The sequence below is a fragment of the Conexibacter sp. W3-3-2 genome, from assembly GCF_009707605.1.
Taxonomy (GTDB): domain Bacteria; phylum Actinomycetota; class Thermoleophilia; order Solirubrobacterales; family Solirubrobacteraceae; genus Paraconexibacter; species Paraconexibacter algicola.
The window spans coordinates 3892422-3910811 of sequence record NZ_WLYW01000001.1; the positions used below are offsets into that span (position 1 = coordinate 3892422).

Consider the following 18390-nt stretch of genomic DNA (forward strand, 5'->3'; position numbering starts at 1 on the left):
TCCATGAATACAACAAAACCGATCTGAATTACTGGTAAGCGGGCTCAGCCGCCGCGGCGCCGGCGCAGCGCGCGCCAGCCGTTGCCCACGATCGCGTGGGCCAGGGTGACGGGCGCCGGCTCGCGCAGGTCGGGGTTGCGACCCGCGCCGATGCGGTGCAGCTGCCGGGTGTGCCAGTAGAGGTCGACCAGCCCGTCGAGCTGCTTGTGCCCGAGCTTCTTGTCACCGGCCCGGATGCTCGTGCGTGACCCGTCCAGCAGCCCGGCGGGACCGTCCGTGTCGACCGCGAGCGGGCGTCCGATCCCCACGACGTCGATCGCCCCGGAGGCCAGCGCGTCGCGCATCGCCCCGACGTTGCGGAAGCCGCCCGTGAGCATCAGCGGGATCGCCGTGCGCTCGCGGACCTGCTCGGCGTAGTCGAGGAAGTACGCCTCGCGCTGCTGCGTCGAGGTCGCCGCCTCCAGCCCGACCATGGCGGGTGCCTCGTAGGTGCCGCCGCTGATCTCCAGCAGGTCGATGCCCTCCGCGCCGAGCGCCTCGACGACCGCCATCGACTCCTCCTGCGTGAACCCCCCGCGCTGGAAGTCCGCCGAGTTGAGCTTCACGCCGACCGCGAAGCCCGGCGAGACCGCCGCGCGGATCGCGCGCACCACCTCGAGCAGGAAGCGCATCCGCTTCTCCGGCGTGCCGCCCCAGTCGTCCGTGCGCTGGTTGGCCAGCGGCGAGAGGAACTGGCTGACGAGGTAGCCGTGCGCGCCGTGCACCTGCATCCCGTCGAAGCCCGCGCGCTCCAGCACCGCCGAGGTCGTCGCGAACCGCGCCACGACGTCCTCGATCTCCGCGCCGGTCAGCTCGCGCGGGGTGACCGAGCCCGGCACCTTCGGGCGCACCGGGGACGGGCCGACCGGGTGCTTGCCGGCGATCCGCAGCGCCTGCCGGCCCGGATGGTTGACCTGCGCCCAGACCTTCGCGCCCCCGGAACGCGCCGCCGTCGCCCAGCGCGTCAGCGCTGCGAGGTCGCGGTCGTCGTCGATCACGACGTTGTGCGGCTCGCCGAGGTGGTCGCGGTGCACCATCACGTTGCCGGTGATCAGCAGCCCGGTGCCGCGGCGACCCCAGCGCTCGTAGAGCCGCTCCAGCGCGGGCGTGGGGCGGTTGCGACGGTCGCCGAGCTGCTCGCTCATCGCCGCCTTCGCGAAGCGGTTCGCGAGCTCCTGGCCGTTGGGGAGCCGCAGCGGCGCGGCGAGCGGGTCGGCGCTCCCGGTGCTCGCGGGATCGTGCGCGGTGTCGGTCATGGGTGTGGACCATCGCACACGACGCGTCCGGCGAACGGCACGCGGGTAGGGTCGCGACATGAGCACGACGAACCGCCAGATCCGCCTCGCGTCCCGCCCGGTCGGCCTCCCGACCGACGAGAACTGGACGCTGACCGAGGAGCCGGTCGGCGAGCCGGGCGACGGCGAGATCCTCGTCCGGATCTCGCACATCTCCCTGGACCCGGCGATGCGCGGCTGGATGAACGAGGGCCGCTCCTACATCGCACCCGTCGGGATCGGCGACGTCATGCGCGCCGGGACGGTCGGTGAGGTCGTCGCCTCGCACCACGACGCCTTCCCCGTCGGCTCGCACGTCGTCGGGGCGCTCGGCGTGCAGGAGTACGCGATCAGCGACGGTCAGGGCCTCACCCGCGTCGACCCGTCGCTCGCGGCGCTCCCGACCTACCTGGGCGTGCTCGGGATGACCGGCATGACCGCGTACTTCGGTCTCCTCACCGAGGGGCGCCCCCAGGAGGGCGACACGGTCGTCGTCTCCGGTGCCGCGGGAGCGGTCGGCTCGGTCGTCGGGCAGATCGCGAAGATCAAGGGCTGCCGCACCGTCGGGATCGCCGGCGGGGAGGACAAGTGCCGGCTGCTGATCGAGGAGTTCGGCTACGACGCCGCAATCGACTACAAGGCCGCGGACGTGCCGAAGGCCCTGCGCGAGCTGGCCCCGAAGATCGACGTGTACTTCGACAACGTCGGCGGCGAGATCCTCGACGCGGCGCTCGCCCGGCTGAACCTCGGTGCGCGCGTCGTCATCTGCGGCGCGATCAGCCAGTACAACGCCACCGAGGCCGTCGCCGGTCCCGCGAACTACCTGTCGCTGCTCGTCAACCGCGCGTCGATGAAGGGCATGGTCGTCTTCGACTACGCCGACCGCTACGCCGAGGCCGCCAAGGAGATGGCCGGGTGGCTCGCCGAGGGATCGCTCGTGGCCCGCGAGGACGTCGTCGATGGCGGCGTCCCCGCCTTCCCCGACGCGCTGCTACGCCTCTTCCGCGGCGAGAACACCGGGAAGCTCGTGCTCGCCGTCTGACGATTCGGACAACGCCCGGCGCGGATCTTGTCCGAGTTGCAGCGGACCGTTCCGGCGTGGGAGGCGTACGGTTCCCCGACGGCCAGAGTCCAGTTCCGGCCGACGGTCAGCCAGCATGCAGCTCCCCCAGTCGCGGTCACCGATTCCCGGGCCGGATCCGGCGCCCCCTCCCCGGGTGGCCGTCGTCGCCCTGCCCACAGCGCCCCTGGCAGAGGGGTTCCTCGCCCGCGTCGAGGCGGCGGTCGCGAGTGGGGTGAGCGGCGTGGTCCTCGAGGGCGCGCCCGGGTCCCTGTCCTACGGTCACGGGCTCGCCGCGCGCTCGGCCCACGAGCAGCTCGCGCGGCAGGGGCTGCGCACGGTCGTGGTGGCCGACCCGCACGGGGACGCGCGAGCGCTCGACGCCGCCGCCTACCAGGGGGAGCGCGCCACCACGCTCGCCGCCGCCCTCGCGCTCGTCACCGACAGCGGGCCTCGTCCCGCGGACGACACCGCCACCGGCGCGGCTCCCGTTCCGCTGCCCGGCGCCGGGCGCTTCCCGGCCGCCCGGCCGGTCCCGGCGCAGCCCGAGCCGCTGGCCGACGAGACGCTCCGCGCACTCGCCGAGCTCGGCATCGCGCTGCGCACCGGGATCGTGCTCGCCGCCCGCGCGGGCGGCCTCGGGGTCGTCGAGTTCCTCGTGCTGGCCGATCTCGCGCTTGCTCCCTCGCGGGTCGGGCCGCTCGCCGAGCGGTTCGCGCTCAGCGAGGGCGAGACGCTCGACCTGCTGACCCGCCTGCGGGACCTGCGGCTCGTCGAGACCGCCGACGGTCACCACGACCTCACCGCGGTCGGCCGGGAGGTGCTCTACGCCCCGGCGCGCGAGCTCGTGAGCGACCTGGCGGCCGCGAACGCGCAGCTGCCGTCACAGGCCCGCCGGGACACCGTCGCGCTGCTCGGCCGCTGGCGCGCCGCGCACGAGGCGCACAACCGGCGCCTGCGGTCCTGGCTGCGCGGCGCCCGTCCCTCCCGCTGAGCGGGGCCCCGGCGTCCCGCCCGGCGCGGGCAGGACGACCGGTGCGCGAGCGCTTCGGGCTCAGGCGAACGGCGACCGGCGACGGTCCGCGAGCAGGTCGTCGACCGCGACCCGCAGCGCCTGCTCGACCTCCACGTCCGGCCGGGCGCGGACGGCGTCCGCGGCGCGCGTGAACGCTGCCGTCGTGAGCGCGTGCTGGCGGCTGCGCCGCACCGTCGCGCGAGCCACCCGGCGGTGCACGTCGGTGAAGTGCCGCAGCCACAGGTCCTCGAGCGCCCGCTCGTCCCCGGCGGCCAGACGCTGCGCGTCGGCGCGGTCGTCGCCCCGCGCGAGCTCCGGCTCACGGGCGACCGGACGCTGCACCCAGGCAAGGCGGTCCGCGTACGCCGTGGCGATCCGCGGCAGCTCCGGGATCCGGGCCGGCGCCGTGCCACCGGCGGCGCGTCGGTCGACCGCGGGCACGTTCGCCGGGTCGGGGCTGGCGGAGCGCCGGTCCAGGACGACCTCGACACCCGGCCAGTGCGCGAACCAGCTGCGCAGCGGGTGGTAGAGCTTCGCGAGGTCGGCGGGGACGACGCAGTAGACGACGGTGCGATGGCTGCGAGGAGCCACGACGGCGGTGTGCATGCTGAACCCTCTCCGTGGGTGTGTGTGCTGACCGGGCCGCGGTCCGTGCGGCCCTGCCCGTCGATCGGGTCCCGCGCGGTGCGCCTTGACGGGTCCCGGGCGACCGTGGACGACCGCCCGGGCGGCGCATCCCCGAAAAGGAGGAGGTCCAGGGCCCCTGGACGACGGAGGCCCCGCCCGGTGATCCGGACGGGGCCTCGGAGGTCATTGGGGCCGGAGGGCGACGCCTACTGGTGGCGCAGGTAGCCGCCGCAGTGCGGGCAGCTCGCTCGATCCGACACGCGTGCCGCAGGCCAGAGCCGCAGGCACTTCGCACAGAGGACTTTCATGGTCCTCCTTCCTTCGTCATGGGTGATTCCGTTCCTACGTTCATCGGCACGCACCGGCCGTCGCTGAAGGCCCGGGCGTGCTGAGGGAGGGATACCCGGGACGGGACCCTCCAACCGTCCTACGGCCCGGCGCGGGCGCCCGATCGCGCGGGCGCGCGCCGCGCTCAGCGACAGGCCGCCAGACGGCGCGTGGTGGTGCGCGTGCGGCCGCGGTCGTCCCGGGTGGTGATGCGGACCGTGACGGTGCCGCGCGCCGGGCGGCGCACCCGCACCCGTTGCAGGTCCCGGCCGCGGACGACCTGCGCCCGTCGCGCACCGACCCGGATCACGGCGCGCACGATCCGCCGCCCGGGGCGGGCGCGCAGCGCGAGCGCCGGGCGCGCCGTGCACGCCCGCGGCGGGGCGCCGACCGCGGTCGGCGCGGGCGGGCACGAGGCGGTGACGTAGCAGCGCAGGGCCGGCTCGGCCTCGACCTGCCCGGTCAGCAGGCGTGGCCCGACGTTCGACGCGATCCGCGCCTCCTCGGTCAGGAACTCGTTCGCGGCCACGCCGGGCATCAGCGCGGGCAGGCACACCGCCGGCGGGGCGGAGCGTCGCAGGTCCGCGGGCGCTCCCGGATGGCGGATCGCGTCGATGGCGACCGCGTAGGCACCCGGCGAGGCGATGATCGCCAGGTGCTCGGAGACGTCGGTCGGGCACACGTCCTGGACGGCGACGTTCGTGACGTTCGGGCCCGCGGGCAGCACCGACAGCGCCCCGTCCACGTTCGGGGTCACGACCTCGTCGGTGCGCGTGAAGATTGCCGTGTACGCGATCTCCGGGAAGGTCTGCTGCCGGGAGTTCAGGGCGGCCATGAACGCCGAGTCGCGTCGCTGCTGCCACGCGGCGGGCACGCAGCGACCGATCGCGCACGCCCCGGTCGCGACGGCCGAGCCGATGTTGTTGAGCGGCGCGAGCCCGACCAGCGACGAGATCATCGGGCGGATGTCCGGCCAGAAGCGGATCGCCCACCGCGGCAGCGTGCTCGCCCCCTGGCTCCAGCCCAGCAGCACGACCCGACGCCCGCTGCGGGCGTGGATCCGACGCACCGCGTCGACGACGTACTCGGCGGCCACCTGGATGTCCCCGTTGGTGTGCTCGGGCAGCGTCACGTCGCAGGCCGGAATGCCCTGCGCGGTCAGCACCTTGCGGTAGTTCCAGTCGAACGCCTCGCCCGGGTCGACCGTCGTGCCCGGGATCAGCAGCACGACGTCGCGCGACGCCCCGGTGATCTCCGGGCAGCGCAGCGACGCGTCCAGGGCCGCACGCGGCACCGACAGCGCCGGACCGGGCGCATCGACCGGCGCGTAGGGCGCCGCCACCGCCGACCCGGCCGCCGTCGTCATCGCCACCGCGAGCCCCAGCAGGACCCCTCGCCTCCCCGCGCTCCTCCGCATGGCCGCGAGCCTAACGAGGGTGGGGGGCGCGCGTGTCTGGTCGGGTGCGGGTGTCGGTGCGGGTGTGGGTGGTCCGCCTCGCTGCGGTGGGCCGCCTCCGGCGGCCCACCGGATGTCGCTCGGCGGACCACCCACACCCGCGCGGACACCCGACCGGTGCGGGCGGCGGCTTGGGGAGCAGGCGGGGCAGGCGCCTGCTGCTCGTCGGGAGCGTCGTGGGCGGGGCGCCGTGCGCCACGGTCGTCTGGTGCGTGATGCGCAGCTGCCGTCTTGCGAGCACGCCGATCCCGAGCACGCTGCGGGAGGCCTGGGTGGGACGGGATGCCGAGCGGCATCCGGTGCGCCGCCGGAGGCGGCGTGCCGCAGCGAGGCATTCCGTGCCACCCAGGCCTCCCGGAGGCGGCGTGCCGCAGCGAGGCATCCCGACCCGCGCGGGCCGATCGGACCCGACCCGGGAACGAGAAAGGGCGGCCAGTAGGCCGCCCCTCCCGTCAGGTCAGAACCTCCGTCCGAGGATCAGCCGCAGCCGGTGTTGTAGCCGCAGCTGGCGCAGGTGTGGCAGGCGCCGGTGCGCTGCATCGTCGCGTTGCCGCACTGCGGGCACATCTCGCCCGTCGGGCTCGCCTTGGCGACGGCGGGCACGACGCTGATCGGCGGCAGCTCGAGGCCGGTCGCCGACGCGGCGGCCTGCGCGGCCTGGTTCGGCGGCGTCTGGCCGTCGGTGTCCGGGCGGTACGCCATGTCGTTGACGGCCTGCTCGGCACGCACCGCCGGGGTCAGGATCCCGAGCTCGCGCTGCACGTCGACGTCGCAGAACCGCGACGCCAGCCAGCGCATGATGTAGTCGGGCAGCGACTTCGCGAACGGGATCTCCGCGTTGCCGGTGATGCCCTCCGGCTCGAAGCGCATGTAGGCGAACTTCTCGACCAGGGTCTCGAGCGGGACGCCGTACTGCAGCGCGATCGAGATCGAGGTCGCGAACGAGTTCATCATGCCGCGGAGGGTCGAGCCCTCCTTGCCGATGTCGGTGAGGAAGATCTCCCCGACCGTGCCGTCCTCGTACATGCCGGCGGTGATGTAGCCGTCGTGCCCGGCGATCGAGAACTTGTGGGTGAGCGACTGGCGCTCGCGCGGCATCCGCCGGCGGGCGGGCGCCTCCTTGGCGGCGGCGATGAGGCCGGCGGCCTTCGTCTCGACGAGCGCGTCGAGCTCGGCCTGCGTGACGACGAGGGAGCCCTCCGGCACCTGGATCGTCTCGCCGGTCGTCGCGTCGACCGCGGTGGACTCGGAGGTCGAGTGCACCTGGATGTTCTTCGAGCCGTCGCGGTAGATCGCGAGCGCCTTGATGCCGAGCTTCCAGGCCTGGACGTAGGCGTCCTCGATGTCCTCGACCGTGGTCTCCTCCGGCATGTTCACCGTCTTGGAGATCGCGCCCGAGATGAACGGCTGCACCGCGCCCATCATCTTGATGTGGCCCATGTGGCTGATGGCGCGCTCGCCGACGGCCACGTCGAACACGGGCAGGTGCTCGGCCTTGATGCCGGGCGCCCCGACGATCGTGTTGTGCTCGGCGACGTACGCCTCGATCTGCTCGATCTCGTGGTCGGCGTAGCCGAGCGTCTCGAGCGCGAGCGGGACGGTGCGGTTGGCGATCGTCATCGAGCCGCCACCGACGAGCGTCTTGTACATGACCAGCGAGAACGCCGGCTCGACGCCGGTGGTGTCGCAGTCCATGAGGAACGAGATCGTGCCGGTCGGCGCGAGCACCGTCGCCTGCGCGTTGCGGTACCCGTGGACCTCGCCGAGCGCCACCGCCTCCTCCCAGGAGCTGCGCGCGGCCGCGAGCAGGCCCTGGTCCTCGCAGGTGCCCTCGGGGATCTGGTACGAGGCGTCGCGGTGCATCCGCATGACCGCGTTGTGCGGCTCGCGGTTCTCGTCGTAGCGCTCGTACGGGCCGATCGCGGCCGCGATCTTCGCGGACTGCGCGTACGCACGGCCGGTCATCAGCGCGGTCAGCGCCGCAGCGGTGCCCCGGCCCTCGTCGGAGTCGTACGGCATGCCGTTGGCCATCAGGTAGGCGCCGAGGTTGGCGTAGCCCATGCCGAGCTGGCGGAACGCGCGGGCGTTGACGCCGATCTCCTCGGTCGGGTAGCTCGACGGGCCGACGATGATCTCCTGCGCGAGGAACACGACGTCGATCGCGTGCTGGTAGGCGGCGACGTCGAGCGAGCCGTCCTCCTTGCGGAACTTCATGAGGTTCAGCGACGCGAGGTTGCAGGCGGAGTCGTCGACGTGCATGTACTCCGAGCACGGGTTCGACGCGTTGATGCGCCCCGAGTTCGGGCACGTGTGCCACTCGTTGATGACCGTGTCGTACTGGACGCCCGGGTCGGCGCAGCGCCACGCCGCGTCCGCGATCTCGCGCATGAGCTCGCGCGCGTCCATCGCCTCGCCGATCGGCTCACCGGTCAGGCGGGCCTTCGTGCGCCACTCGCGACCGTCCTCGACGGCCTCCATGAACTCGTCGGTGACGCGCACCGAGTTGTTGGCGTTCTGGTACTGGATCGACAGCATGCCGTCGCCGTCGAGCGACATGTCGAAGCCGGCCTTGGCCAGGGCGCGGGCCTTGTCCTCCTCCTTGGCCTTGCACCAGATGAACTCGCGGATGTCCGGGTGGTCGACGTCGAGGACGACCATCTTCGCGGCGCGCCGCGTCTTGCCGCCGGACTTGATCGTGCCCGCCCACGAGTCGGCGCCGCGCATGAACGAGACCGGGCCGGACGCGGTGCCGCCCTTGCTCAGCTGCTCGCTGCTGCCGCGGATGTTCGAGAGGTTGATGCCCGAGCCGGAGCCGCCGCGGAAGATGCGACCCTCGCGCGTGTTCCAGTCGAGGATCGAGTCCATGGTGTCGTCGACCGAGAGGATGAAGCAGGCGGAGCACTGCGGCTGCTCCTCGAACCCGACGTTGAACCAGACGGGCGAGTTGAACGCCGCCATCTGGTTGAGCAGGATGAACGAGAGCTCGGCCTCGAACGCGTCGCCGTCCTCGGCGGTCGCGAAGTAGCCGCGCTGGCGGCCCCAGTCGGCGATCGTGCCCGCGACGCGGGTGATCATCTGCTTGACCGAGCGCTCGCGCGCGGGCGAGTCGAGCTGGCCGCGGAAGTACTTCTGGGCGACGATGTTCGTCGCGTTGAGCGACCAGGACTTCGGGAACTCGACGTCCTTCTGCTCGAACGACCCGACCGAGGCGGTGCGCAGCTCCCACTCGACCTGGTCGAACGGGTGGACGCCGGGGGTCGTGAAGAAGCGCCGGACGGCCAGCGGCTCGCCGCTCCGGACGTCGGTCGAGAGTGCCGTCTGCGGGGTGGTGTCCATCAAGCCTGCTCCTCTTCCGGCCACCTGATCCCTGGCGGGGCGGCCACATGGGGGTCTGTTCGTCGGGCTGAGGAGTATCCGACAGGGGTCGGACGGCAACCGGGGGGTCGGAGACGAAAAGCCCGGACCTTGCGGACAAAGAAATTCTACCGCGGGGGGAGCGCCGACCAGACGACGTAGCGCCCGTCGCGGAACAGCTCGGGCTCCCCCTGCATGCAGGCCACCAGGGCCCGCCCGCGGGGGTGTCGGGCTGGATCTGGGCGATCACCCAGCCGCGCGCGCGGCGCGCCCGCGTGGTCGCGCAGGGCTCGTCCGCCGGGATCAGCAGGACCCGGTGCTGCAGGCGCTCGCCGACGAGCGAGCCGAGCACCGCGGGGGCCATCGCGACCTCGCGGCCCTCCCCGATCGTGAACGTCGGGTCGCGCAGCAGCGCTCCGAGCACCGGCCGGTCGAACAGCTGCAGGCCCGCGTGGCGCAGCAGGTAGCCCTCCGCCTGACCGGCCATCACGAGCGTCGCGAAGCCCGCCGCGACCACCGGCGTGAGCCGGCGCACGGGCACTCGTCCCTCGAGCGCGGCGACCCGCGGGGCCGCCCCGACGACGGCGGCGCCGAGCAGCCCGCCCGCGACGATCGTCGCGACCGACGGCGTGTACGGGAAGCCCAGCTCGGCCATCCGCAGCAGTGACGCGACGAGCGACAGCATCAGCACGCCGGTGCCGACCCGGCGCGTCCACGTCCCCGCGCCGGAGGTGGCGACCGCGACCGCGACGGTCGCGCAGGCCAGGGCCGGGAGCAGGTAGCGCGTCGCGCCGACCGCGAGCTCGTCGGACTGGATGCCCGTGTAGGGCGCGTTCATCCAGAAGAAGACCCCGAGGACCGTGGCAGCGGCGAGCAGCAGCGCGGCGCGCGTGCGGCGCAGCAGCGGCACGAGCAGCGCCCCGACGAGCAGCCAGAAGCCGCCGGAGACCGTCTCGAGGTAGAGGTCGGCGCGGCCCGAGAGCATGCCGGACGGGTCGTCGAGGAACGAGGCGTCGAAGCCCCGCAGCGCGGGCGGCAGCGGATCGCTCCCCGGGCCCTCGACGAACGGCCACAGCGGCGAGCCGTGGTCGACGAGGTTGCGGGTCATCCACGCCAGGCCGACGACGGCGCCGAGCGCGACGCACGGCGCGAGCGTCCGCGCGGCGAGCGGCAGCAGCGACGCGCGGGCGTGCCACGCCGCGGTCCCGAGGGCCAGCAGCAGCAGCGGGGCGGGCGTCGTCTTCGTGCCGACGGCCAGCCCGGCGGCGACGATCGCGGGACCCAGCAGCGACGGTCGCCGGGTCGACGCCGCGCAGAGCGCCGCGCACACGACCGCCCAGGTCAGGGCGGGCAGGTCGGTCAGCGGGCCGCCGAGCTGCACGGCGACGAGCGGCATCGTCAGCAGCGCGGCGGTCGCCACCCCGGTCACGAGCCGGTCGACGCCCAGCGCACGCAGCCCGCAGACGGCGGCGAGGGCGGCGAGCGCCCAGAGCATCGGCGACCACACCGACATCGGGACGAGGCTGTGGGTGATCCCGGTCATCCACGCGAGCGCCACCTCGTTGGTCAGCGGGTAGTTGCCGACCGGCAGCCCCTCGATCAGCGGCGTCGCCGCGCCGGTGTCCCCGTCGGGCATCCACGACGCGACGAGCGGCAGGTGGTAGATCAGCCCGTCGACGTCGAGGTGCGGGAAGCGCAGCTGCCACGACGTCCACGCGACCCACGCGCCCGCCGCCGCCCCGATCGCGAACCGCGCGGCCTGCGGCTGGGCGGGCCACCAGGCGCGCCAGGCGCCGAGCAGCGGCGCGGCCGGTGCGGGGAGCACCTCGCGCGCGAGGACCCAGGCGAGCACCGCGCCGGCGAGCAGCAGCACCGGCGAGGCGGCGAGGTCGACCCGGCCGAGCGCCAGCGCCTGGGCGACCGCGACCGCGACCGCCAGCGGCGCGGCGGCGACGAGACGCAGCAGCCCGTCCGCCCCGCAGGCGGCGGCCGCGCGCAGGCCCGCGGCGCCGAGGGCGAGGCACGCCGCGACGAGCGCGGCGTGGTGGATCAGCGGCGACACGCGCCGGATCGTATGGCGCACCGGCGCGCGGTGGCGCCGCGGGCCCGCTTGCGGGGACCGGCGACGGGCGCGCGCGCACTATCGTGCGCGGCCCGTGACGACCGAGGCGACAGCCGACCCGACCGCGTGCGCCTGGTGCGGCGTCGGCTTCCCGATCGGGGCGCGCCGCGTGCCCGGCGGGCTGCGCTGCGAGGCCTGCGGCGTCGTGACGACGGCGCCGTGGCCGACCGACGACGAGCTCGACGCCGCGTACGCCGGCTTCTACCGCCCGGAGTCCGGGCGGTTCTCCGGGCCGCTGGATCGGCTGCTGGCCCTGAGCCGCGGACGCCTCGCGACGCACCTCGACGCGGTCGCACCCGCGGGACCGGTGCTCGACGTCGGGGCGGGGGACGGCACGCTGGTCCGCGCGATCCGCCGCACCGGCCGGGACGCGATCGGTCTCGAGCGGGCACGGCCCGACATGCGCGACGCCGCCCCCAGCGACCTCGAGGCGGAGGACACCCGCTACGCGGCGGTCGTCTTCTGGCACGTGCTCGAGCACCTGCGCGACCCGGCCGACCAGCTCGCCGCCGCCGCACGGCTGCTGCGGCCCGGCGGGATCCTCGTCGTCGCGGTCCCCAACGCGGCGAGCCTGCAGGCCCGCCTCTTCGGCCACGACTGGCTCGCCCTCGACCTCCCGCGCCACCTCACGCACCTGCACCCGCGGGCGCTCGAGACGCGCGCGCACGAGCTGTCCCTGACCGTGCTGCGGCGCAGCCAGCTGCGCGGCGGGCAGGTGCTCTTCGGCTGGATCCACGGGCTCACCCGGCGCCTCACCGGCCTGGACCTCTACGACGCGATCCGCCGCGCGGAGGCCCAGCAGACGCCGCACACCGGTCCGCGCCGGGCGCTCACGCTGCTCGCCGGGACGGCGCTCGCGCCGCTCGCGCTGCTCGGCGTCGCGGTCGAGGTCGCAACACGGCGCAGCGGCACCATCTACCTTGAGCTGCAGCGATGAGCCGCGAGGGCAAGAAGATCACGGTCGTCATGCCCGCGCGCAACGCGGCGACGACGCTCGAGAACACGGTCGGCGCGATCCCGCCGGACTGGGTCGACGAGATCCTGCTGGTCGACGACCACAGCTCCGACGACACCGTCGACGTCGCGACGCGTCTGGGCCTGCGCGTCATCTGGCACCCCCACAACACCGGCTACGGCGGCAACCAGAAGACCTGCTACCTCGACGCGCTCAACCGCGGCGCCGACGTCGTGGTGATGCTCCACCCCGACGGCCAGTACGAGCCGCACCTGATCCCCGACATCGTCCGCCCGATCCTCGACGGCGAGGCCGACCTCGTCCTCGGCTCTCGCCTGCTCGACCCCGACGGGGCGATCGCCGGGGGATGCCGCGCTGGAAGTACGCGGCCAACCGCTTCCTCACCGTCGTCGAGTGCCGCGCGCTGGGCGTCGAGTTCGCCGAGCTGCACACCGGCTACCGCGCCTACAGCCGCGACATGCTCCTCGGCGTCCCGTTCCTGCGCAACGCGCTGGACTTCAGCTTCGACAGCGAGATGCTGTTCCAGGCGATCTCGCTGGGCTTCCGCGTCACCGAGGTGCCGGTCCGCACGATCTACCACGACGACGCGTCCTCGGTGGACTTCCGCAACGGCGTGATCTACGGGACGAAGACGCTCGTGGCGCTCGCGCGCGTGAAGCTCCACCAGGCCGGCGTGTGGCGGTCGCGCAAGTACGAGCGGGTCGTCAAGCACGAGAAGCCCGAGGTGGCCGCATGAGCGGGAAGGTCGTCACCGGCGAGCGGGTCACCACGCCCGAGGGCGGGTTCAACCCGACCTGGCAGCGGCACGTCGCCGCCTACCGCGGCGCGGCCACGCTGCTCGACGCGGCCGGCGTCCCCGCGGACGCGACCGTGCTCGACGTCGGCTGCGGCATCGGGCACAGCTTCACCGAGCTCGCGCCGCGCCCGACGATCGGCGTGGACCTCGACGCCGGGGCGCTGGCCGGCCAGGACCGCGAGACGCACGTCGCGGACATGCGGGCGCTGCCGTTCGCCGACGGGTCCTTCGACGCGCTGGTGGCGATCCAGTCGATCGAGCACGTCCCCGACGCCGACCGGGCGCTGGCGGAGTTCGCGCGCGTCCTGCGCCCGGGCGGCACGGCGGTGCTCGTGACCCCGAACCGGCTGACGTTCGCGCGGCCCGACGAGATCATCGACCCGTACCACTACGTCGAGTACGACGCGCAGCAGCTGCACGCGGCGTGCGCGCCGTTCTTCGGCGGCGGGGTGGAGGTCGTCGGTCTGTTCGGCAGCGACCGCTACCGGGCGCTCGTCGACGCGGAGAAGGCGAAGCTCGACCGGCTGCTGGCGAAGGATCCGCTGCGGCTGCGGCGGCTCGTCCCGCGCCGCGCGAAGATGGTCCTCTACGACCGGCGGCTGACCGCCGAGCGGCGCCGCGACCCGGATCCGCGGGCCGCCGAGATCACCCCGCAGGACTTCCACGTCGGGCGCGAGGACGTCGACGCGGCGCTCGACGTCGTGGCGATCTGCCGCCGCGCCTGAGCGCTCAGGGCGCGGTCAGCGCGAGCACGATCAGCCGGGCCGCCTCGTCGGCGACCGCGGGCACGCGGGCGTCCCACGCGGTGTCGGTCCGCCAGGTGTTGACGAGCCCGAGCAGGGCGCCGGCGAGCGCGACCGCGGTGAGGTGGTGGTCGCGGTCGGGCAGCAGCCCGGCCTCCACGAGCCGTGCGGCCTCGAGCTCGATCAGCGCGACGAAGCGGTCGATCGCCGCCTGGCGGGCGGCCTCGGCCTCGGGGCTGACGCCGACGGTCTCGACGAGCGCGACGCGCGCCCAGCGCCGGTCGGAGGTCATGACCTCGAGGTAGGCGGAGCAGGCGGCGTGCGCGCGGGCGTGGAGGTCGAGGGGTTCGACCGCGGCGAGCGCCGTGACGACGGCGGCGGTGGCGCGCTCGTTGAGCTCGTCGTGCAGCGCGACGAGCAGGGCCTCGCGGGAGCCGAACTCCTCGTAGAAGTTGCGCGTCGAGACGCCCGCGGCGGTGCAGAGCGCCTCGATCGTGGTGCCGCGGAAGCCCTGCGGACCGCCGAACGCGTCGAGCCCGGCCTCGAGCATCCGCGCGCGCCGGGCGGCGCGCCGCTCGTCGGCGCTCTGCTTCCCGTACTGCCGTCCCGCGGTCGCCATCCCGCACAGCCTATCTGGTCAGCGAGCTTGCCAAACGCGCCGGGGGCGGGTAGCGTCGCATCTGGTCATGACCCCGACCAGATGATCGGGGTCGCAACAACGAGGCAGGAGAGAGCCCGTGCGTCCCACCGTCCCCGCCGTCGTCCTCGCGCTCGCCGCGGTCGTCCCCGCGACCGCCGGCGCCGCCACCCCGACGTTCGCCCCCTACGTCAGCACCCCCGACCGGGAGCGGCCTCGGTCCGGGCCCGGCACCGCTGGCCACCGTCGCCGCCGACCTCGACGCCGACGGTCGGCCCGACGTGGTCACCGCCGGGGACTTCGGGCAGGGCGAGCTCATCGCCCTGCGCAACCGCGGCGGCGGCGACTTCGGCGCGCCCGCCCGCGTCCCCGGCACGACCGGCGCCCAGGCCGTCACCGCCGGCGACGTCGACGGCGACGGCGACGGCGACGACGACGTCGTCGCCATGACCGCCACCCAGCTCGTCGTCCTGCGCGCCCAGGACGGCACGCTCACCGCCGGCGCGCGCCTCGGCGTCCAGCTCGGCGCCCAGCTGCAGGTCGTCCTCACCGACCAGGACGGCGACGGCGACCTCGACCTCGCCGTCCCGAGCTTCACCACCGTCCAGACGTTCCGCAACGACGGCACCGGGAGCTTCACCGCCGGACCCCGCGTCCCCGTGCCCGGGGCCACGTCGCTCTCCGCGGTCAGCCCCGCCGACCTCGACGGCGACGCCGCCCGGGACCTCCTCGCCGCCGACGGCGGCACGGGCGTCGTCCACGCGCTGCGCGGCCGCCCCGACGGCGGCTACCTGTCAGCGGCCGGGTCGCCGCAGCGGGCTTCGGCCTCGAGGACGTCGCCGCGATCGACCTCGACGACGACGGCCGCGACGACGCCGCCGCGATCGGCTCGTTCAGCTTCACGCTCGCGACGGCCCTCGGGGACGGCCGCGGCGGCTTCCGCTCCCCGCTCGCGACCCTGCGTCCCGGCGGCTCCGGGCCAACGAGCGCCGGCGTCGGCGACCTCGACGGCGACGGCCGCGAGGACCTCGTCGTCTCCACGATCGCCACGCCCGCGCCCGTGCTGCGCGTCCACGCCGGCGACGGCACCGTCCGCCCGCCGCTCGTCGCGTCGCTGCCGACCGGGATCGCCCCGCAGAACCCGGTGATCGCCGACTTCACCGGCGACGGGCGGCCCGACATCGTCGTCGCCGGCCCCGACCGCATCGACCTCCTGCGGAACACCACGCCGTGACCCGCCGGTGCCTCGCGGCCCTCGTCGCCGTCGCCGCGCTCGCCCCCGCGACGAGCGCGCCCGCCGCGACGCACCGCACCTGGCACGTCGACGCCGACGCGGCCCGTCCCGGCGACGGGACGGCCGCGCGGCCGTTCGCGACCCTCGCCGCGGTGGAGGCGGCCTCCCGGCCCGGTGACCGCATCGTCGTCGGGCCCTCGCTCACCGCCCTGGACGGTGGCCTGCGCCTGCAGCGCGGGCAGCGCGTCCAGGGTCTCGGCGACCCCCACGGCGGTCCCGGGGTCCCCGCCGCCCGGATCACGAACACCGCCGCGGCGCGGCTCGACGGGGACGCGGTGCGCCTCGCCGACCAGACCGCGGTCCGCGGCCTGCGGATCGAGGCCCCGCGGCGCGGCGGCATCTACGGGCTCGACGTCGCGCGCGCGACCGTCACCGGCAACGACGTCAGCGGCCACAACGTCTCCTGCACGCGTGGCTTCCTGATCCCGCCGTTCGCCGTCCCCACCACCGTTCCCGGGGTCGGGGTGCCGATCCGCGACGGGCTCCACAACGGCTGGGCCGCGATCATGGTCGACGCGGCGCGCGGCACCACGAACGTCACCGTCGACCGCAACCGCGTCCACGACGCCGACTGCGGCGACGGGATCGACGTGCGGATCTCGGGGGACGCGCTGGGCCGCGTCCGGATCCGCGGCAACGACGTGCGCGAGCTGCGCGAGGGTCCCGACTTCGAGTCCGTGCTGGCCATCGGCCTGCAGACCCGCGACCGGGCGCGGCTCGTCGCCGTGCTCGACGACAACCGCCAGCGCGGACTGGGCAACGACGAGGACCTCGGCGTCGGGCCGACCGGTGCCGACAGCGAAGGGGTGTTCGTGAACCCCGTCGGGGCCTCCCGCCTGCGCGCGACGATCACCCGCAACGACTACCGCCACACCCCCGGTCGCGGCGGCTTCTCCGCCAACGGCCTGGAGGTCGTCGCCATGGGAGAGGGCTCGCGCGGCCTCGTGACCGTCCGCGACAGCCACTTCTCCGGCACCCCCGGGGACGTGCTCGAGCTGCTCGCGCTCGGGACCGGCGCCCGCCTCGCGCTGCGCCTGGAGCGCGTCAGCGCCACCGGATCGACGGGCTTCGCGGGCTCCGGGTTCGGCGACACCGTCGCGATCCCCGGCAACAACGGCGACTGCCTCATCGCCGCCAGCGGCGGTGCGCGCAACGCGATCGACCTGCGCGTCCGCGACAGCGTCCTGCGCGGCTGCGCGAACAACGGCCTCACCTTCGGCGCCGCCGTGGCCAACGGGCGCGGGCCGAGCGCGTCGCTCGACGGCGAGATCACCGGCACCACGATCCGCGCCAACCGCGGCGCCGGGCTGCGCGTCGGCAACGTCGCCGGGCTCGACCGGCTCGCGCTGAAGGTGCAGGACAGCGACCTGTCGGGCAACCGCGGCGCGACCTCCTCACCGGCGAACGTCGTCGCCGAGGACCTCGGCACCACCGGCCGGGCGACGATCGACCTCGGCGGCGGACCGCTGGGCTCCACCGGCGGCGTCTGCCTCGGCGGCGGCCCGCTCGACGTCGCGCTCGTGCGCTACGACGTGCACCTGCGTCACGCCTGGTGGGGGCGGCGCGGAGGGCCCGCGCCCGGCCGCACGCTCGCGGTCGGCGGCCGCCTCGACGCCCGACAGCCGCTGGACGCCGCCCCGGCCCACTGCGGCCGGGACGCGCCGCTCAGCGGCCGAGCCGCACCCAGTCGGTGAAGTCCGCCCACGTGCCCGACATGCGCCAGCCCGCCTCCTGGCAGGCGTGCCGCAGCCGCGGCCACGACGCGGGCTCCCACGCCAGCGCGCGCGCGATCAGCCAGACGAGGCCGAGCAGCGCCAGGAACGCGCTCAGCACGCCCAGGCCCACGACCGCGGCGGGCAGCCCGTCCGAGTTGCCGGACGCCGGGTCGGCCTGGGCCGCCTGCTTGATCGCCCCGTCCGCAGCCGCCTGCGGCGGCGCCGGCGCCGGGTCGGGCTGCGGCGTCGCGCCCTGCGGCGTGGCGGTAGGCGCCGGGGTCGCCGCCGCGGGCGGCTGCTCGCCGCCGGTCGCGGGCGCGGCGCCGCTGCCGCCCGACCCGCTCGAGCCGCCGCCCGAGGTCGCCGGGGCGGCCGCTCCGGCACCGGCATCGCTGCCGCCGCCGGAGCTCGGCTTCTTCGCGCAGTTGCCGTTGGCGCGGCTCTCGATCGCGAGCGTCACCGCCGCCGGGAAGTCCGGGGCGTACTGCTCGATGTCCGGCGTGACGTTGTCGCGCGCCTCCTTCAACTCGGCGGCCGAGAAGCTGCACGGGTTGATCGCGCCGTCCTTCTGGAAGTCCTTGTAGACGTCCTCGAACGCGTCCGCGTGCGCGGGCGCCACGGGCGCGAGCAGCACCAGGGCGCCGAGCACCAGGGCGACGGCGCTGCGCGCACGGCGCAGGGGGCGGACGGGGGACGGCGAGCCGCTCACCTCCCCGATGCTACCGTCGTGCGCCGGTGCAGGCCGTCGCTTCCCAGCCCACCCGCGCCGTCGGCGCGACCACTCCCGCGCTGTCCGACGCGCACCGCGACGGCCGCCGCGTGCAGATCGGGCTCCTGCTCGTCGTCCTCTACGGCATCTTCCGCAACGGCGCTACCGGTCTCGACGCCGCCGCCTGGACGATCACGCTGGCGGCCCTCCTCGGGCTCGCGGTCGTGGCGGTCTCGCTGCGTCCCG

At 74.9% G+C, this 18390-nt stretch carries 15 protein-coding genes and 3 pseudogenes; 12 read left to right on the forward strand and 6 right to left on the reverse strand.

Going from position 1 to position 18390, the window contains the following annotated elements; translation table 11 throughout:
* Nucleotides 1–44: 44 nt before the first annotated feature.
* Nucleotides 45–1295, reverse strand: a complete 1251-nt coding sequence (locus GKE82_RS18690) for an NADH:flavin oxidoreductase/NADH oxidase family protein (RefSeq protein ID WP_154734335.1) — start codon at nucleotides 1293–1295, stop codon at nucleotides 45–47.
* A gap of 58 nt (nucleotides 1296–1353) precedes the next feature.
* Here GKE82_RS18690 and GKE82_RS18695 point away from each other — a divergent pair, with 58 nt between their 5' ends.
* Both GKE82_RS18695 and GKE82_RS18700 read left to right on the forward strand, forming a co-directional pair.
* Nucleotides 1354–2355, forward strand: a complete 1002-nt coding sequence (locus tag GKE82_RS18695; RefSeq protein WP_154734336.1) for an NADP-dependent oxidoreductase — start codon at nucleotides 1354–1356, stop codon at nucleotides 2353–2355.
* Nucleotides 2356–2530: 175 nt separating this feature from the next.
* On the forward strand, nucleotides 2531–3367 hold the full coding sequence (locus tag GKE82_RS18700; protein WP_154734337.1) for a hypothetical protein: 837 nt from the start codon (nucleotides 2531–2533) through the stop codon (nucleotides 3365–3367).
* Between the two features lie 60 nt (nucleotides 3368–3427).
* Here GKE82_RS18700 and GKE82_RS18705 read toward each other — a convergent pair whose 3' ends face one another.
* From GKE82_RS18705 to GKE82_RS18715, 3 genes are all read right to left on the reverse strand, one after another.
* Complete coding sequence (locus tag GKE82_RS18705) at nucleotides 3428–3994, reverse strand: hypothetical protein (protein ID WP_154734338.1); 567 nt, start codon at nucleotides 3992–3994, stop codon at nucleotides 3428–3430.
* A 493-nt stretch (nucleotides 3995–4487) separates the two neighbouring features.
* A complete protein-coding gene (locus GKE82_RS18710) occupies nucleotides 4488–5759 on the reverse strand; it encodes a lipase (protein WP_196189311.1) in 1272 nt (423 codons plus the stop codon).
* Nucleotides 5760–6275: 516 nt separating this feature from the next.
* Complete coding sequence (locus tag GKE82_RS18715) at nucleotides 6276–9134, reverse strand: vitamin B12-dependent ribonucleotide reductase (RefSeq protein WP_154734339.1); 2859 nt, start codon at nucleotides 9132–9134, stop codon at nucleotides 6276–6278.
* Nucleotides 9135–9468: 334 nt separating this feature from the next.
* On the opposite strand from GKE82_RS18715, the gene GKE82_RS27285 reads away from it, so the two are divergent.
* The 6 genes and pseudogenes from GKE82_RS27285 to GKE82_RS29015 all read left to right on the forward strand — a co-directional run bounded on the left by GKE82_RS27285 (nucleotide 9469) and on the right by GKE82_RS29015 (nucleotide 13771).
* Nucleotides 9469–9819 carry a hypothetical protein gene (locus GKE82_RS27285; RefSeq protein WP_196189312.1) on the forward strand — a complete coding sequence of 117 codons (351 nt, stop codon included), beginning with the start codon at nucleotides 9469–9471 and terminating at the stop codon, nucleotides 9817–9819.
* Between the two features lie 316 nt (nucleotides 9820–10135).
* Nucleotides 10136–10729 (forward strand): hypothetical protein, encoded by a 594-nt coding sequence (locus GKE82_RS27290; protein WP_196189313.1) that lies wholly within the window; start codon nucleotides 10136–10138, stop codon nucleotides 10727–10729.
* A gap of 579 nt (nucleotides 10730–11308) precedes the next feature.
* A complete protein-coding gene (locus GKE82_RS18720) occupies nucleotides 11309–12211 on the forward strand; it encodes a bifunctional 2-polyprenyl-6-hydroxyphenol methylase/3-demethylubiquinol 3-O-methyltransferase UbiG (RefSeq protein ID WP_154734340.1) in 903 nt (300 codons plus the stop codon).
* A 29-nt stretch (nucleotides 12212–12240) separates the two neighbouring features.
* A pseudogene (locus tag GKE82_RS31595) lies at nucleotides 12241–12510 on the forward strand (glycosyltransferase); the annotation flags it as partial.
* Between the two features lie 86 nt (nucleotides 12511–12596).
* Nucleotides 12597–12986: a hypothetical protein gene (locus GKE82_RS29010; protein ID WP_230316225.1), complete on the forward strand. Its 390-nt coding sequence runs from the start codon at nucleotides 12597–12599 to the stop codon at nucleotides 12984–12986.
* A complete protein-coding gene (locus tag GKE82_RS29015; RefSeq protein ID WP_154734341.1) occupies nucleotides 12983–13771 on the forward strand; it encodes a class I SAM-dependent methyltransferase in 789 nt (262 codons plus the stop codon). Before GKE82_RS29010 ends, GKE82_RS29015 begins: the two co-directional genes overlap by 4 nt.
* A 4-nt stretch (nucleotides 13772–13775) precedes the next feature.
* Here the strand turns inward: GKE82_RS29015 and GKE82_RS18735 are convergent, their stop codons facing one another.
* Nucleotides 13776–14408 (reverse strand): TetR/AcrR family transcriptional regulator, encoded by a 633-nt coding sequence (locus tag GKE82_RS18735; protein ID WP_154734342.1) that lies wholly within the window; start codon nucleotides 14406–14408, stop codon nucleotides 13776–13778.
* A 299-nt stretch (nucleotides 14409–14707) separates the two neighbouring features.
* Between GKE82_RS18735 and GKE82_RS31600 the strand changes: the two are divergent.
* The 4 genes and pseudogenes from GKE82_RS31600 to GKE82_RS18745 all read left to right on the forward strand — a co-directional run.
* Nucleotides 14708–15097 (forward strand): annotated as a pseudogene (locus tag GKE82_RS31600) (FG-GAP-like repeat-containing protein); the annotation flags it as partial.
* Nucleotides 15098–15309: 212 nt separating this feature from the next.
* A pseudogene (locus GKE82_RS31605) lies at nucleotides 15310–15402 on the forward strand (hypothetical protein); the annotation flags it as partial.
* A gap of 84 nt (nucleotides 15403–15486) precedes the next feature.
* Entirely contained in the window at nucleotides 15487–15660 is a 174-nt protein-coding gene (locus tag GKE82_RS29025; protein WP_230316227.1) for a VCBS repeat-containing protein, read from the forward strand.
* Complete coding sequence (locus GKE82_RS18745) at nucleotides 15657–17414, forward strand: hypothetical protein (RefSeq protein WP_154734344.1); 1758 nt, start codon at nucleotides 15657–15659, stop codon at nucleotides 17412–17414. Before GKE82_RS29025 ends, GKE82_RS18745 begins: the two co-directional genes overlap by 4 nt.
* Here GKE82_RS18745 and GKE82_RS18750 read toward each other — a convergent pair.
* On the reverse strand, nucleotides 17386–18144 hold the full coding sequence (locus GKE82_RS18750; protein ID WP_154734345.1) for a hypothetical protein: 759 nt from the start codon (nucleotides 18142–18144) through the stop codon (nucleotides 17386–17388). The two genes, GKE82_RS18745 and GKE82_RS18750, sit on opposite strands and share 29 nt — an antisense overlap.
* Nucleotides 18145–18390 lie beyond the last annotated feature (246 nt).

Coding starts and splice junctions, on each gene's coding strand:
- GKE82_RS29015 (WP_154734341.1), top strand. CDS start 12,983: ATGAGCGGGAAGGTCGTCACCGGCGAGCGGGTCACCACGCCCGAGGGC.
- GKE82_RS29010 (WP_230316225.1), top strand. CDS start 12,597: ATGCCGCGCTGGAAGTACGCGGCCAACCGCTTCCTCACCGTCGTCGAG.
- GKE82_RS18735 (WP_154734342.1), bottom strand. CDS start 14,408: ATGGCGACCGCGGGACGGCAGTACGGGAAGCAGAGCGCCGACGAGCGG.
- GKE82_RS18695 (WP_154734336.1), top strand. CDS start 1,354: ATGAGCACGACGAACCGCCAGATCCGCCTCGCGTCCCGCCCGGTCGGC.
- GKE82_RS18690 (WP_154734335.1), bottom strand. CDS start 1,295: ATGACCGACACCGCGCACGATCCCGCGAGCACCGGGAGCGCCGACCCG.
- GKE82_RS18705 (WP_154734338.1), bottom strand. CDS start 3,994: ATGCACACCGCCGTCGTGGCTCCTCGCAGCCATCGCACCGTCGTCTAC.
- GKE82_RS18715 (WP_154734339.1), bottom strand. CDS start 9,134: ATGGACACCACCCCGCAGACGGCACTCTCGACCGACGTCCGGAGCGGC.
- GKE82_RS18710 (WP_196189311.1), bottom strand. CDS start 5,759: ATGCGGAGGAGCGCGGGGAGGCGAGGGGTCCTGCTGGGGCTCGCGGTG.
- GKE82_RS27290 (WP_196189313.1), top strand. CDS start 10,136: ATGCCGGACGGGTCGTCGAGGAACGAGGCGTCGAAGCCCCGCAGCGCG.